The 15,831-nt window shown below is 66.4% G+C and carries 13 protein-coding genes; 10 read left to right on the forward strand and 3 right to left on the reverse strand.

The features are described from left to right. Positions 1-8 precede the first annotated feature (8 nt). Positions 9-1,187 (reverse strand): NAD(P)/FAD-dependent oxidoreductase, encoded by a 1,179-nt coding sequence (locus tag QMX85_RS02560; protein WP_282338630.1) that lies wholly within the window; start codon positions 1,185-1,187, stop codon positions 9-11. 167 nt (positions 1,188-1,354) lie between these two features. Here QMX85_RS02560 and QMX85_RS02565 point away from each other — a divergent pair, with 167 nt between their 5' ends. Continuing rightward, positions 1,355-2,119, forward strand: a complete 765-nt coding sequence (locus tag QMX85_RS02565) for a transporter substrate-binding domain-containing protein (RefSeq protein WP_282338631.1) — start codon at positions 1,355-1,357, stop codon at positions 2,117-2,119. Between the two features lie 18 nt (positions 2,120-2,137). Here the strand turns inward: QMX85_RS02565 and QMX85_RS02570 are convergent, their stop codons facing one another. After that, entirely contained in the window at positions 2,138-2,836 is a 699-nt protein-coding gene (locus tag QMX85_RS02570) for a response regulator (protein WP_282338720.1), read from the reverse strand. Next, positions 2,832-6,248 (reverse strand): ATP-binding protein, encoded by a 3,417-nt coding sequence (locus QMX85_RS02575; RefSeq protein ID WP_282338633.1) that lies wholly within the window; start codon positions 6,246-6,248, stop codon positions 2,832-2,834. The genes QMX85_RS02570 and QMX85_RS02575 overlap by 5 nt, the downstream gene beginning before the upstream one ends. A 457-nt stretch (positions 6,249-6,705) precedes the next feature. On the opposite strand from QMX85_RS02575, the gene urtA reads away from it, so the two are divergent. From urtA to QMX85_RS02620, 9 genes are all read left to right on the forward strand, one after another. Next, positions 6,706-7,950 carry an urea ABC transporter substrate-binding protein gene (urtA, locus tag QMX85_RS02580; RefSeq protein WP_282338635.1) on the forward strand — a complete coding sequence of 415 codons (1,245 nt, stop codon included), beginning with the start codon at positions 6,706-6,708 and terminating at the stop codon, positions 7,948-7,950. A gap of 173 nt (positions 7,951-8,123) precedes the next feature. Continuing rightward, entirely contained in the window at positions 8,124-9,041 is a 918-nt protein-coding gene (urtB, locus tag QMX85_RS02585) for an urea ABC transporter permease subunit UrtB (RefSeq protein WP_282338636.1), read from the forward strand. A gap of 163 nt (positions 9,042-9,204) precedes the next feature. Next, a complete protein-coding gene (gene urtC / locus QMX85_RS02590; RefSeq protein ID WP_282338637.1) occupies positions 9,205-10,389 on the forward strand; it encodes an urea ABC transporter permease subunit UrtC in 1,185 nt (394 codons plus the stop codon). Next, positions 10,386-11,147 carry an urea ABC transporter ATP-binding protein UrtD gene (urtD, locus tag QMX85_RS02595; protein WP_090223960.1) on the forward strand — a complete coding sequence of 254 codons (762 nt, stop codon included), beginning with the start codon at positions 10,386-10,388 and terminating at the stop codon, positions 11,145-11,147. The genes urtC and urtD overlap by 4 nt, the downstream gene beginning before the upstream one ends. Positions 11,148-11,424: 277 nt before the next feature. Then, a complete protein-coding gene (urtE, locus tag QMX85_RS02600; RefSeq protein ID WP_282338638.1) occupies positions 11,425-12,114 on the forward strand; it encodes an urea ABC transporter ATP-binding subunit UrtE in 690 nt (229 codons plus the stop codon). Positions 12,115-12,225: 111 nt separating this feature from the next. Next, a complete protein-coding gene (locus QMX85_RS02605; protein ID WP_282338639.1) occupies positions 12,226-12,744 on the forward strand; it encodes a Rho termination factor N-terminal domain-containing protein in 519 nt (172 codons plus the stop codon). Between the two features lie 194 nt (positions 12,745-12,938). Next, complete coding sequence (gene fmdA / locus QMX85_RS02610) at positions 12,939-14,168, forward strand: formamidase (RefSeq protein WP_282338641.1); 1,230 nt, start codon at positions 12,939-12,941, stop codon at positions 14,166-14,168. Between the two features lie 112 nt (positions 14,169-14,280). Next, positions 14,281-14,628, forward strand: coding sequence for a zinc ribbon domain-containing protein (locus QMX85_RS02615; protein ID WP_282338642.1), 348 nt, complete (start codon positions 14,281-14,283; stop codon positions 14,626-14,628). Between the two features lie 100 nt (positions 14,629-14,728). Next, a complete protein-coding gene (locus QMX85_RS02620; protein ID WP_090223951.1) occupies positions 14,729-15,769 on the forward strand; it encodes an aliphatic amidase in 1,041 nt (346 codons plus the stop codon). The last annotated feature ends 62 nt before the right edge of the window (positions 15,770-15,831 follow it).

Consider the following 15,831-nt stretch of genomic DNA (forward strand, 5'->3'; position numbering starts at 1 on the left):
TCGCCAGCTCAGACGCACTCCCCGGCGGCGTGTCCCGAGGCCCAGGCCCACTGGAAGTTGAAACCGCCCAGATGGCCGCTGACGTCGAGCACCTCGCCGACGAAGTACAGCCCCGGCGAGCGCTGCGATTCCATGGTCTTCGACGACACCTCGTCGGTGCTCACGCCGCCCAGGGTGACCTCGGCGGTGCGATAACCCTCGGTGCCCGACGGCACCAGGCGCCAGCCGCCCAGGCGCGCAGCGATCTCGGCGATTTCGGCCGGGGTGTACTGGCGCAGCGGTTTGGACACGAACCAGCGTTCGGCGAGCAGCCCGGCCATCTTCTTGGTGAACACCTCGGCGAGCAGCGTCTTCAGTTCACGGTCCGGGTGGGCGCGTTGCGCCTCCAGCAGCCAGGCCTCGGCGTCGCGGTCGGGTAGCAGGTCGATCTCGACGACGTCGCCCGGCTCCCAGTAGGAGGAGATCTGCAGGATCGCCGGCCCGCTCAGGCCGCGGTGGGTGAACAGCAGGTTCTCGCGGAAGCGTTCGCCGTTGCAGCTCACCGCGCAGTCCAGCGAGGTGCCGGAGAGTTCGCCGCACAGGTCCTTGAGGCTGTCGGTGATGGTGAAGGGCACCAGGCCGGCGCGGGTCGGCAGCACCTCGTGGCCGAACTGGCGGGCGACCTGGTAGCCGAAGCCAGTGGCGCCGAGGGTCGGTATCGACAGGCCGCCGGTGGCGATCACCAGCGAGGCGCATTGCAGCTCGCCGAGGCCGGTCTGCAACCGATAGCCGCCCTCGCTTTTCTCGATGACGTTCACCGGCGTGTCCAGGTGCAGCTCGACGTTCGCCTGCCGGCATTCGTCGAGGAGCATCTGCAGGATGTCGCCGGCCTTGTCATCGCAGAACAGCTGGCCGAGTTTCTTCTCGTGGTAGGGCACCTTGTGGGCTTCCACCAGGGCGATGAAATCCCACTGGGTGTAGCGCGCCAGCGCCGATTTGCAGAAATGCGGGTTACGAGAGAGGAAATTGCCCGGCTCGCTGTAGAGGTTGGTGAAATTGCAGCGGCCGCCGCCGGACATGAGAATTTTCTTCCCAGCCTTGTTCGCATGGTCGAGCAACAGCACACGCCGGCCTCGCGCGCCTGCGGTCAACGCACACATCAGACCGGCGGCACCGGCACCTATGATCACCACATCCGTATTGCGCACCCGTCGACCTCCACGTACAAGCCTGGCCGGAAGCGTGCCGGCGGCCGCGCATGGTAACCGATGCCCGTTCGCCGCCGAATGCCGTCCGGCGTGGCCTGCTTCTTGCCACGAGATTGGCGCGGTTATCCGCACCTACACGAAGTCGTTCCAGTAGGGAGCATGTGTCGATGAAGCAGTGCCTCGCGGACTCATGGCCGGTCAGGGCTTCCAGAACCCTGCTGTTCGCCAGTCTGTTGTACGCCGGCCTGGCGCCCGCCGAACCCTTGCGCCTGGTGGCCAATGCCTGGGCGCCCTATACCGATCACCGCTTGCTCAACAACGGGCTGGCCACCGATCTGGTGAGCACCGCGCTGAAGCGCGCCGGCTACGACAGCGAGTACGTCGAGGTGCCCTGGGCGCGGGCGATCCGCGGCCTCCAGCAGGACCAGTACGACGTCGTCATCAGCGCCTGGTACAGCGAGGAACGCGCCACCTACGGGGCGTTTTCCGCGCCCTACCTGTCGAACCGGGTGCGCCTGCTCGCGCGCAAGGGCAGCGACATCAGCTTCCGGCGTATCCAGGACCTGTATCCCTACAGCATTGCCGTGGTGCGCGACTACGCCTACGACCCCGCCTTCGACGCCGACGAGAAGCTCAGGCGGGTTCCCGTGCGCAGCTTCGAGGTCGCCGCCAACATGCTCGCCGCCGGCCGCGTCGACCTGGCCGTGGAGGATGAGTACGCCGCCGGCTTTCATTTCAGTCGCTCGCTGCGCAGCCTGCGCGCGGGGCTGGAGTTCCTTTCCCCGCCGTTGTCCGAGAACGGCCTGCACATCCTCGTGCGGCGCAGCCTGAAGAACTACGCCGAGATCATCGAAGGTTTCGACCGCGCGATCGAGGAGATGAAGGCCGACGGCAGCTACGACCGGCTGATCGACCGGCACCGCCTGCGCTGAGCCCGGCGCCGCGCAGGACTAGCGTCCGCCCGTCGCCATCGCCACGGCCGCCGCGGCGGTGCGGGTTTCCACGCCGAGCTTCACGTAGACGTGCTCCAGGTGCTTGTTCACCGTGCGCGGGCTGAGGCCGAGGATGTCGCCGATATCGCGGTTGGTCTTGCCGCAGGCGACCCAGTGCAGCACTTCGACTTCGCGGCCGGTGAGCTGGAAGCGTGCCGCGAGGGCTTCGCGGACCTGTTCGTCGTCCAGGCTCGGGGCGGCGCCCGGAGCGTTGCGCGCGGTCTGCAGGGTGCGCGCGGTGCGCAGGTGGGCGGCGACGCGGGCGAGCACCTCGTCGGGGCGGATCGGCTTGGTCACGTAGTCGATGCCGCCGGCGGCGAAGCCTTCGACGACGTGCTCGCTGTCCGTCAGCGCGGTCATGAACAGCACCGGGATATCCGCGATGCCGGCCTGCGCCTTGATCCGCCGGCAGGTCTCGAAGCCGTCCATGCCGGGCATCATTGCGTCCAGCAGGATCACGTCCGGGCGGCGGCGCTGCATGCGCTCCAGCGCGCTGGCGCCGTCGAGGGCGACCAGCACCATGTAGCCGGCCTCGTCGAGGGCGTCGGAAAGCAGGGCGAGGTTGTCCGGAACGTCGTCGACGATCAGGACCACACCCTGCTCGTGGACCGGCCGGAGGGCCTTGGCGGTGGGTGGGGCGGACGGCTGGGAATCAATCACGACGGGCGATCTCCTGTTCGGGCACGGAACGGCGCCGGCTCTGGGCATCCTTGAGCAGGCGGTTGAATTCGTTGAGCTGGAAGCGCTTGACCAGTTGGCGCATGCCGGCGACGAAGGCGGCGGCTTCCGGTTCGGTACCCTCCAGCGCGTCGAGGCGTTCGACGATGCCTTTCACGTAGCCCTGTGCGCCCAGCTCGCTGAGCTCGGCCAGGGCCTGGTCGCTGGGTAGCCGCCAGGGCCCGTTTCCGGGCGGCGCTTCGGTGGGGCGTTTGAGCCATTGCAGGCCGAGCTGGACCTTGATCTTCTCCAGCAGCTCGGGGGTGTGCACCGGCTTGGCCAGGTAATCGCTGCATTCGGCGCCTACGCTGCGCTCGCGGTCGTCGGTGAAGGCGTTGGCCGAGATGACGATGATCGGCGCCTGCGACATCACGTTGCGGCGGATCATCCGGCTGGTTTCCCAGCCGTCCATCAGCGGCATCGACAGGTCCATCAGGATCAGGTCCGGGTTGAGCAGGGCGACCTGGCGCACCGCCTCCTGGCCGTTGCTCGCCTCGGCGATGGCGAAGCCCAGCGGCGCGAGCATGCCGGAGAGCACCTTGCGGTGCTCCAGGTGATCGTCGACCACCAGGATCAGCCGGCGCTCGCCCTGGTAGCCGACGATGTCGTGCTCGACGTGCACCACGGCCTGCGGCACGCGCACCTCGGACAGGAACAGGCGCACCTGGAAGCGGGTGCCCTCGCCGGGGCGGCTGGTCACCGACAGTTCGCCGCCCATCAGCGAGGTGAGCATGCGGGTGATGGTCAGGCCGAGGCCGACGCCGTTGTCCTGGCGCAGCGGGTCGCCGCGCTCGAAGGGCTGGAAGATCCGCTCGATCTGTTCCGGCGCGATGCCGATGCCGGTATCGATGATCTCGAAGGTGGCGGTCTCGCGCAGGTAGCTGACGGCGAGGGCGACCTCGCCGCGCTCGGTGAAGCGCACCGCGTTGCCGAGCAGGTTGATGAGGATCTGGCGGATGCGCTTGTCGTCGCCGCGCACCACGCTGGGCAGCCGCCCGCGCACGTCGAGGCGAAAGCCCAGGCCCTTCTCCTGGGCCTGCGGGGTGATCATCTGCTGCAATTGCCGGACGAACTCGGGGAAGGGGATTTCCACCTGCTCCAGATTCAGCTTGCCGGCCTCGATCTTGGCCACGTCGAGCAGCCCGTCGATCAGCGAGAGCAGGTGCGAGCCGCTGCGGAATATGGTCGCCAGGGCGTCCTTGTGCTGGACTGCCATGGCGCCGTCGCGCTGCAGGATCTGCGTGTAGCCGAGGATACTGTTGAGCGGCGTGCGCAATTCGTGGGAGAGCCCGGTGACGTAGCGGCTCTTCGCCGCGTTGGCCGACTCGCTGGCCTCCTTGGCCTTCTGCAGTTCTTCGTCGGTGCGCCGGTGGGCCTCGATCTCCTGCATCAGCAACTGCGTCTGGCGGTGCGACTCCTCCTGCGCGACGCGGCGGCTCTCGCGGGTCAGCACCACCCACCAGGCGAGCAGGCTGGCGAACAGGGTGAGTACCAGGAACGCCTTTAGGAACGCCTGGTAGAGCGTCTGCACCCCTTCCGGCGAGGCCTCGCCGATGCCCTGGGAAACCTGGCTGTAGACCAGCGCCAGAGCGCAGGACAGCAGCGCGACGATCACCGTCAGTACGCCGAGGTAGTGCGCCAGCCGGGTGTGCAGGCGCGGGATGGAGACGTTGGGGAAGATCCAGTGGATCAGGTCGTCGAACTGCTCTGCGAGCCGCGCGCGCGGCTTGCAGAGGTCGCCGCAGCGCGCGTCCAGCGAGCAGCACAGCGAGCAGATCGGCGCGCCGTAGGCCGGGCAGAAGGCGGTGTCCGGCTCCTCGAAGGCATTGCTGCAGAGCACGCAGGGCACCTTGCCCTTGACCGTGTACGGGTAGAGCAGCTCCGGCTGGCGCTGCCGGGCGATGTAGTAGCGGCCCTTGGTCAGCCAGGCGATCAGCGGCGCGACGATCAGCGCCGAGCCCAGCGCCACGGCCGGCGACGCGGCCTGGGCGAGGGCGCCGAACAGGCCGCCGTGCGCCGCCACCGAGAGCAGCGAGGCGATCAGCATGGCGCCGACGCCGACCGGGTTGATGTCGTACAGGTGCGCGCGCTTGAACTCGATCTGCTTCGGCGAGAGCCCCAGCGGCTTGTTGATCACAAGGTCCGCGACCACCGCGCCGATCCAGGCGATGGCGATGTTGGAGTAGAGCCCGAGCACCTGCTCGATGGCCTCGAACACGCCCAGCTCCATCAGCATCAGCGCGATGGCGACGTTGAACACCAGCCACACTACGCGCCCCGGATGGCTGTGGGTGACGCGGGCGAAGAAGTTTGACCAGGCCAGCGAGCCGGCGTAGGCGTTGGTCACGTTGATCTTCACCTGCGAGACGATGACGAACAGCACCATCGCGCCGAGCGCCCATTGCGGCGAGTCGAACACGTAGCCGTAGGCCACCAGGTACATCTGCGTCGGCTCGGCGGCGCGCTCGATGGGAATCTCGTGCTGCAGGGCGAGGAAGGCGAGAAAGGCGCCGGCGAACATCTTCAGCGCGCCGGGGATGATCCAGCCCGGCCCGGCCAGCAGCATCGCCGCCCACCAGCGCTTGCGGTTGGCGCGGGTCCTGGCCGGCAGGAAGCGCAGGTAGTCGACCTGCTCGCCGATCTGCGTGACCAGCGCCAGCGCCACGGTGCAGGCGGCGCCGAAATGCAGCAGGTTGAAGCGCCCGGCCTCGCCCTCACGGCCGACGAAGCCGGTGAGGTCGCTGAGCGCCTCGGGGTTTTTCAGCATGACGAACACGTAGGGCAGGAACAGCAAAACGATCCACAGCGGCTGCGTCCACAGCTGCAGGCGGTTGATCAGGGTGATGCCGTAGGTCACCAGCGGGATGATCAGGATTGAACAGATCACATAGGCCAGCGCCAGCGGGATGTTGAAGTACAGCTCCAGCGCCAGCGCCATGATCGCCGCCTCGAGGGCGAAGAACAGGAAGGTGAAGCTGGCGTAGATCAGCGAGGTGATGGTCGAGCCGATGTATCCGAAGCCGGCGCCGCGGGTCAGCAGGTCCATGTCCACGCCATAGCGGGCGGCGTAGTAGCTGATCGGCAGGCCGGTGAGGAAGATCACCAGGGCCACGGCGATGATCGCCCACAGCGTGTTGTTGAAGCCGTAGCTGATCGCCAGCGCGCCGCCGATCGCTTCCAGGGCGAGGAACGACACCGCGCCCAGGGCGGTGTTGGCGATACGGAACTCCGACCACTTGCGGAACGACTTCGGCGTGAAGCGCAGCGCGTAGTCTTCCAGCGTCTCGTCGGCGACCCAGCTGTTGTAGTCGCGGCGGATCTTGGCGATGCGTTGAGTGCCGGTGGGCTGCACGGGCGCGCTCCTGGTTGGCGGTGGTTCTCGACAGCAACTTCCATGCCCCGGCGTGACCCGTCGGGCAGCTCTGCGGTGCGCATGGCGCACCCTACGAATGCCCGTGAAGCGTGTTGCCGTGGGTGCGCCGCGCGCCCGGGGGTTTTCCTGCGCCGGGGAGTCCGGTGGTTCCCTGGTGCGCATGGCGCACCCTACGAGTGCTCCGTGAAGCGTGCCGCCGTAGGGTGCGCCGCGCGCACCGGGACCTTGCATCCGCCTACAGGAGGCGGGACGCCTGCGCGCGTGGCGGGGCTCAGGATGCCCGAGGCAGAGCGCTGCGCCTGTACGTCAGATGACGTATGCGCTTACGTCAATCTGCGTATACCCCCCGTTCGCGTCGCAAACGCATTCTTGCCCCGAACCGAGACCGGCACCCGCAAGGCGAGCCGATCGCGCCAACCACCAGAGGAGCAAGACGATGGAATCAAGACTCACGGGAGCCACACGCCACCTTCCCCGGCGGCTGGCGCTGGGCGCCGCGGCGATCTCGCTGCTGGCCGCCAGCGTATTCGGCCAGATGGCGCAGGCCGACGATGCCAACACCACCGGTCTGGCGGTCACCGACACCACCGTGACCGTCGGCCAGCTGCACTCGGCGACCGGCACCATGGCGATCTCGGAAACCGGTTCCATCCAGGCCGAACGCCTGGCCATCGACCAGATCAACGCCTCGGGCGGCATCCTCGGCCGGCAGATCAAGGTGATCCAGGAAGATGGTGCGTCCGACTGGCCGACCTTCGCCGAAAAAGCCAAGAAGCTGCTGGAAAGCGACAAGGTCGCCGCCGTGTTCGGCTGCTGGACCTCCGCCTCGCGCAAGGCCGTGCTGCCGATCTTCGAGAAGGACAACGGCCTGCTCTACTACCCGACCTTCTACGAAGGCCTCGAGCAGTCCAAGAACGTCATCTACACCGGCCAGGAAGCGACCCAGCAGATCCTCGCCAGCCTCGACTGGATCGCCAAGGAGAAGGGCGCCAAGACCTTCTATCTGCTCGGCTCCGACTACATCTGGCCGCGTACCTCGATGAAGATCGCGCGCAAGCACATCGAGAACGTGCTCGGCGGCAAGGTCGTCGGCGAAGAGTATTACCCGCTGGGCAACACCCAGTTCGGCTCGCTGACCAACAAGATCAAGCTGAAGAAACCCGACGTGGTGTTCGCCGCCGTGGTCGGCGGTTCCAACGTGGCCTTCTACAAGCAACTGAAGGCCGCCGGTATCACCAGCGACAAGCAGACCCTGCTGACCATCTCCGTAACCGAGGATGAAATGCTCGGCATCGGTGGCGAGAACATGAAGGGCTTCTACTCCTCGATGAAGTACTTCCAGACCCTGGATAACCCCAACAACAAGAAATTCGTTGAGGAATTCAAGGCCAAGTACGGCAAGGACTCGGTCATCGGCGACGTCACCCAGGCCGGCTACCTCGGCCCATGGCTGTGGAAGGCGGCGGTCGAGAAGGCCGGCAGCTTCGACGTCGACAAGGTCGTCGCCGCGTCCCCAGGCATCGAGCTGACCACCGCGCCGGAGGGCTACGTGAAGGTCCACGAGAACCATCACCTGTGGAGTAAGGCACGCATCGCCGAAATCCAGGGCGACGGTACCTTCAAGGTGGTCCACGAGTCCGAGCTGATCGAGCCGAACCCGTTCCCGAAAGGCTATCAGTGACGGTTTGACGGCGAGCTTCGAGCGCAAGCCCCCTCTCCCCGATAGGGGAGGGGACCGACGGGCGCCGCGCTTACCGTCGACAGGCTCCCATCCCCCCTCTCCCCTCGGGAGAGGGCCGGTGAACGGGGGACGGCTCCGCCACGAATTCCACCACCCCACCCAGGAGACCAATCATGGAGTGGCTATCCGACTTCGGCGCCATCGCCGTCATGCAGGGCTTCAACGGCTTGTCGGTGTTCTGCGTGCTGCTGTTGATGGCACTCGGCCTGGCGATCATCTTCGGCCAGATGGGCGTGATCAACATGGCCCACGGCGAGTTCCTCACCGTCGGCGCGTACACCACCTACGTGATCTCGACGCTGACCCTGCACTACGTACCGGCGATGCAGCCGTACTACTTCTTCTTCGCCATCATCGCTTCGTTCTTCATCGCCGGCGCCCTGGGCTGGCTGGTGGAGTGGGCGATGATCAGCAAGCTCTACCACCGTCCGCTGGACACCCTGCTGGCGACCTGGGGCCTGTCCCTGGTGATGCAGCAGGCGTTCCGCTCGATCTTCGGCGCGCGCGAGGTCGGCGCGGAAATGCCGGAGTGGATCATGGGTTCGTGGAACCCCACCGAGACCATCGACATTCCGAAGAACGGCCTGTTCGTGATGGGCCTGACCGTGCTCTGCACCGCCACGCTGTTCATCATGCTGTACCGCTCGCGCTGGGGCCTGCACGTGCGCGCCACCATGCAGAACCGGGTGATGAGCCGCGCCGTGGGGATCAACACCCGCAAGGTCGACCGCATGACCTTCGCCCTCGGCTGCGGCGTCGCCGGGGTCGCCGGCGCGGCCTTCACCACCATCGGTTCCACCGGGCCGACCGCGGGTTCGCTGTACATCGTCGACACCTTCCTCACCGTGGTCTTCGGCGGCGCCGCCAGCCTGATCGGCACCATCGCCTCGGCGTTCACCATCGCCCAGGCGCAATCGATCATGGAGTTCTTCCTCTCCGGCTCGATGGCCAAGGTGCTGACCCTGTCGGCGGTGATCCTGATCCTGATGCTGCGTCCGCAGGGGCTGTTCTCGATAAAGGTCCGGAAGTGAAAAGTCGCTTTCAACCTACTGCGCGCCCCATCTGCGGCGTCGCGCAGTGCTCGTTTCCTCAACGTACTCGATGTACGCCTTCGTCACTGCGCTCCGGGCTTCTTGCAGCTGGAGCTGCTCGCTACGGTTCAAAGCGACTTTTTGTCCGCCGGGAGATTTGCTGATGAAAAACGCCTACGAAAACCTGCTCGGCGGCAAACAGGGGGCCATCGGCCTGCTGGTGCTGGCCGCGCTGATCCTGGTGGTGTTCCCGCTGGCGCTGGACACCTTCCGCCTGAACATGGTCGGCAAGTACCTGACCTATGCCTTCGTCGCCGTCGGCCTGGTGCTGTGCTGGGGCTATGGCGGCATCCTCAGCCTCGGCCAGGGCATCTTCTTCGGTGTCGGCGGCTACTGCATGGCGATGTTCCTCAAGCTGGAGGCGTCCGACCCGGAGAGCACCAAGATCCAGTCCACCCCCGGCATCCCGGATTTCATGGACTGGAACCAGCTGACCGAGCTGCCGATGATGTGGCAGCCGTTCCACAGCTTCGGCTTCACCCTGGTCGCGGTGGTCGCGGTGCCCGTACTGCTGGCGCTGATCATCGGCATCGCCATGTTCAAGCGCCGCGTCGGCGACGTGTACTTCTCCATCGTCACCCAGGCCATCGCGGCCATCCTGACCATCCTGATCATCGGCCAGCAGGGCCTCACCGGCGGCGTCAACGGCATCACTGACCTGAAGACGCTGCTCGGCTGGGACATCCGCGACAACTCGGCGAAGGTCATCCTCTACTTCGTCAACGCCTTCCTGCTGCTGGGCTGCATCCTCATCGGCCGCTTCGTGCTGACCTCCAAGCTCGGCCGCCTGCTGATGGCGATGCGCGACAAGGAGGAACGTGTGCGCTTCTCCGGCTATGACGTGGCCAGCTTCAAGATCTTCGTGTTCTGCCTGGCGGCGGCCTTCTCGGCCATCGGCGGGGCGATGTTCGCCCTGCAGGTCGGCTTCATGTCGCCGAGCTTCGTCGGCATCGTGCCGTCGATCGAGATGGTCATCTTCGCCGCGGTGGGCGGGCGCATGTCGCTGCTCGGCGCGGTGTACGGCACGCTGCTGGTGAGCTTCGGCAAGACCTACTTCTCCGAGAGCTTCCCCGAGCTGTGGCTGTACCTGATGGGCGGCCTCTTCATCGTCGTGGTCATGTACTTCCCCAACGGCATCGCCGGCCTCTGGGAAAGCCACGGGCGCAAATGGATCGCGCGCTTCCCGCTCGGCAAGCAGCTGTTCGGCGTGCCGCCGCCCAAGGTTCGCGTGTTCGCCGCCAAGCCGCCCGCCGCCTCGCCCGCCCGTGAACTGGAGACCGCGCCATGAACAGCCCAGCAGGATTCCAGGCCGCCAAACCGGTCCTCGCCATCGAGGGGCTGACCGTGTCCTTCGACGGCTTCAAGGCGGTCAACGACCTCAACCTCTACGTCGACCGCAACGAAGTGCACGTGGTGATCGGCCCCAACGGCGCCGGCAAGACCACGGTGCTCGACCTCATCTGCGGCAAGACCAGGGCGACCTCCGGCAGCATCGAGTTCGACGGCCGCGAGCTGACCAGGATGAAGGAGTTCGACATCGTCCGCGCCGGGGTCGGGCGCAAGTTCCAGAACCCGTCGATCTACGAGAACCTGACGGTGTTCGAGAACCTGGAAATGTCCTACCCGAGCGGGCGCAAGGTGTTCGGCGCGCTGTTCTTCAAGCGCTCGCCCGAGGTCATCGCGCGGGTCGAGGAAGTGGCGGGAGAGATCTTCCTCAGCGACTTCCTCGACAAGCAGGCCGACCTGCTCTCCCACGGGCAGAAGCAGTGGCTGGAGATCGGCATGCTGCTGATGCAGGGCCCGGAGCTGCTGATGCTCGACGAGCCGGTGGCCGGCATGAGCGTCAGCGAGCGCGTGCAGACCGCCGAGCTGCTCAACCGCATCAGCCAGGGGCGTTCGGTGCTGGTCATCGAGCACGACATGGAGTTCGTCAAGAGCATCGCCCACAAGGTCACCGTGCTGCACCAGGGCAAGGTGCTGGCCGAGGGCAGCATGGAATCCGTGCAGAGCAACCCGAAGGTGATCGAGGTGTACCTGGGGCATTGAGGCCCGCGATGCAGGCTTTTGTAGGGCGCGCCGTGCGCACCGAAGAGTCCGCCACGTCATGGCCAGCGGTGCGCATGGCGCACCCTACGGCGGCATGGCGTTGGTGCAGAGCAATCCGAAGGTGATCTGAGGCCGGGATACCGGCTTTGTAGGGGGCGCCGCGCGCACCGAAGAGTCAGTGACCATCGATCTACTGACGGTCCGCGGATCGCCAGCAAGCTGGCTCCTACACATACGCAATGGTGCGCGTGGCGCACCCTACGTTGGAGTGACACACATGTTCCAGATCAGCAACCTCGTTTCCGGCTACGGCCAGAGCCAGATCCTCCACGAGTTGAACCTGACCGTGGCGAAAAAAGAGATCGTCGCGGTCATGGGCCGCAACGGCATGGGCAAGACCACCCTGTTCAAGAGCCTGATGGGCGTGCTGCCGCAATGGGGCGGGCAGATCAGCGTCGACGGCGCCGACATCTCCGCGCTGGACACCCATCAGCGCGTCGAGCGTGGCATCGCCTACGTGCCGCAGGGGCGGATGATCTTTTCCCACATGAGCGTGCTGGAGAACATCCAGACCGGCCTGCCGGCGTCGGCCAGGGGCAAGGTGCCGGACGACCTCTACGCACTGTTCCCGGTGCTCCACGAGATGCGTTCGCGCAAGGGCGGCAACCTCTCCGGCGGTCAGCAGCAACAGCTGGCCATCGCCCGTGCGCTGGCGACCAACCCCAAGGTGCTGCTGCTCGACGAACCCACCGAAGGCATCCAGCCGTCGATCATCAAGGACATCGCCCACAAGCTGAAGGAGATCCGCAACCTGCGCGACCTGACCATCGTCGTCTCCGAGCAGGTGCTGTCCTTCACCATGGAGATCGCCGACCGTTTCCTGGTGATCGAGAAGGGCAAGTTCGTCGTCGAGGAAACCCGCGACAAGGTGGATGAGCAGACCATCAGCCGCTACCTCTCGGTCTGAGCCCGTTACGCCCTCTGGCTGTCCGGCCGACGCCCGCTCGTCCCTGGGCGCAGAACGTCGCGCGGGCCGCAGGGGTCTTTCCTTCACAGGTAGAGCGTGGAGGAAAGCGCCATGTCCGGTACCGCGAAGAAAACCGATCCGGCACTGTGGGAAACCGTCAAACAGCGTGTCACCGCCGGCGACAAGGGGGGCAAGCCCGGCCAGTGGTCCGCGCGCAAGGCCCAGTTGGCGGTGCGCGAATACCAGCGCGAGGGCGGCGGCTACGTCGGCGACAAGCCGGCCGACAACGCCCTCGCGCACTGGACCGAGGAGGACTGGGGCACGCGCTCGGGCAAGCCGTCCGGCGAAACCGGCGAGCGCTACCTGCCCGAGCGTGCCCGCGCGTCGCTGAGCCGCGCCGAGTACGCGCGCACCTCGCGCAAGAAACGCGCCGACAGTCGTCGCGGCCAGCAACATTCCGCGCAGCCGGAAGACATCGCGCGCAAGACCGCCGCCGAGCGCGAGCCGTCGCTGGGCCGCCTGGCCAAACCCGAGCTGCTCAGGCGCGCCGCCGAGCGCAACATCGCCGGCCGTTCGCGGATGAACAAGGTCGATCTGATCGAGGCGCTGAAGCGCGCCGGCGAGGCCTGAACGCCGCATGCCGCGCGGCTTTGCGGCCCCGCGCCCGGCGCGCGAAAATGGCCTGCGCGTGGCGTTTTCAGGCCGTTGGCGCGCGCCGCTTGTGCCTACGTCATCCGACGTATTTCCCGCATCGCCCGCTGAATCAAGACTAGCTCCCGACCCGGCCGCTGCGCCGAAACCCTCAAGGTCCCAGGAGCTTTGTCATGACCGAAACGCTGATCAAGGTCGACCTCAATCAGGCCGCCACCGACAACGAGCAGATCCACAACCGCTGGCATCCGGACATCCCGATGGCCTGCTGGGTCAAGCCGGGTGACGACTTCATCCTCGAAACCTACGACTGGACCGCCGGCGCGATCAAGAACGACGACGACGCCAGTGACGTGCGCGACGTCGACCTCTCCACCGTGCACTACCTGTCCGGCCCGGTGGGCGTGCAGGGCGCCGAGCCGGGTGACCTGCTGGTGGTCGACCTGCTCGACATCGGCGCGCGGCAGGATTCGCTCTGGGGCTTCAACGGCTTCTTCTCGCAGCAGAACGGCGGCGGTTTCCTCACCGATCACTTCCCCCACGCGCAGAAGTCGATCTGGGACTTCAAGGGCATGTTCACCAGCTCGCGGCACATTCCGGGCGTGAACTTCGCCGGCCTGATCCACCCCGGCCTGATCGGCTGCCTGCCGGACCACAAGATGCTCGCCGACTGGAACAAGCGCGAGCAGGAGCTGATCGACACCAACCCGACCCGCGTACCGCCGCTGGCCAACCCGCCGCTGGCCGCCACCGCGCACATGGGCAAGCTCACCGGCGAGGCCCGCGACAAGGCTGCGCTGACCGGTGCGCGCACCGTGCCGCCGCGCGAACACGGCGGCAACTGCGACATCAAGGACCTGTCGCGCGGCTCGAAAATCTTCTTCCCGGTCTATGTCGACGGCGCCGGCCTGTCGGTGGGTGACCTGCACTTCAGCCAGGGCGACGGCGAGATCACCTTCTGCGGCGCCATCGAAATGGCCGGCTGGGTGCACATGAAGGTCGAGCTGATCAAGGGCGGCATGGCCAAGTACGGGATCAAGAACCCGATCTTCAAGCCCAGCCCGATCGTGCCCACCTACAACAACTACCTGATCTTCGAAGGCATCTCGGTAGACGAGGCCGGCAAGCAGCACTACCTGGACGTCAACCTGGCGTACAAGCAGGCCTGCCTCAACGCCATCAACTACCTGACCAAGTTCGGCTACTCGCCGGCCCAGGGCTACTCGCTGCTCGGCTCGGCGCCGGTGCAGGGGCACATCAGCGGCGTGGTGGACATCCCCAACGCCTGCGCGACGCTGTGGCTGCCCACGGAAATCTTCGAATTCGACATCAACCCGAGCGCGTCCGGCCCGATCAAGCACCTCGATGGCAGCATCGACCTGCCGATCGCCCTGGACAAATGAGTTCTCCGCCCGGAGCGGCCTGGTGCTTTGGACGGCGGCCAGGGCGGTCCGGGTGGCGGACACCCGCATTGGCAAAGGGGCGCTGCGCGCGTCCCGAACCCCCGAGGTGAGCATGCCGATCTACGAATACGACTGCGCCGAATGCGGCGACTTCACCATGCTGCGGCCGATGGCCGAGCGCGACCAGCCCTGCGCGTGCCCCTACTGCGCCGGCGAAAGCCGCCGGGTGATCCGCTCCGCGCCGCGGCTGGCGACCATGGCCGGCAACACCCGCGCCGCCATCGAGACCAACGAGCGCGCCGCCCATGCGCCGCAGACCGTCGCCGAGTACGCCAGTAAGCGCAAACACGCGGCCGGCTGCAGCTGCTGCGCGCCGAGCAAGCCGAACCTGCCGACCAAGGCCAACCCCCACGCCCTCAAGGGCAAGCCGGCGGGACGGCCGTGGATGATCAGCCACTGAGGCTGCGCCTGGATCGCTGCGTCCGGGCCTTCCGTAGCCTGGGCTTCAGCCCACCAACCACCCCGCGATCTCAACGCGCCCGAAATCCGAGGAGAGCCCCATGCGTCACGGTGATATTTCCAGCAGCCCGGACACCGTCGGTGTCGCCGTCGTCAACTACAAGATGCCGCGCCTGCACAGCAAGGCCGAAGTCCTCGACAACGCGCGCAGGATCGCCGAGATGATCAAGGGCATGAAGCTCGGCCTGCCGGGCATGGACCTGGTGGTGTTCCCCGAATACAGCACCATGGGGATCATGTACGACCGCGACGAGATGATGGCCACCGCGGCGACCATCCCCGGCGAGGAAACGGCGATCTTCTCCGCCGCCTGCCGCGAGGCAAAAACCTGGGGCATCTTCTCGCTCACCGGCGAGCGCAACGAGTCGCCGGAGAAGGCGCCGTACAACACCCTCGTCCTGATCAACGATGCGGGCGAGATCGTGCAGAAGTACCGCAAGTGCATCCCCTGGTGTCCCATTGAAGGCTGGTATCCGGGCGACCGCACCTACGTCAGCGAAGGCCCGAAGGGCATGAAGATCAGCCTGATCATCTGCGACGACGGCAACTACCCGGAGATCTGGCGTGACTGCGCGATGAAGGGCGCCGAGCTGATCGTGCGCTGCCAGGGCTACATGTACCCGGCCAAGGAGCAGCAGGTGCTGATGTCCAAAACCATGGCCTGGGCCAACAACTGCTACGTCGCTGTGGCCAACGCCGCCGGCTTCGACGGCGTGTACAGCTACTTCGGCCATTCGGCGATCATCGGCTTCGACGGGCGCACCCTCGGCGAGTGCGGCGAGGAGGAAATGGGCATCCAGTACGCCCAGCTGTCGATCTCGCAGATTCGCGACGCGCGCGCCAACGACCAGTCGCAGAACCACCTGTTCAAGCTGCTGCACCGCGGCTACACCGGCGTGTACAACTCCGGCGATGGCGACCGCGGCGTCGCCGACTGCCCGTTCGAGTTCTACCGCACCTGGGTGATGGACGCCGAAAAGGCCCGCGACGACGTGGAAAAACTCACCCGCCGCAGCATCGGCGTCGCCGATTGCCCGGTCGGCGAACTGCCGCACGGCGGCAAGGAAAAGACCGCCGGCTGATGCCGCTGCCGCGTATCCTACAAATTGCCGAAGGCGCGACGTACGTGGACGTAGGGTGCGCC

It is taken from the genome of Pseudomonas sp. PS02288 (assembly GCF_029959715.1).
Classification (GTDB): domain Bacteria; phylum Pseudomonadota; class Gammaproteobacteria; order Pseudomonadales; family Pseudomonadaceae; genus Pseudomonas_O; species Pseudomonas_O kuykendallii.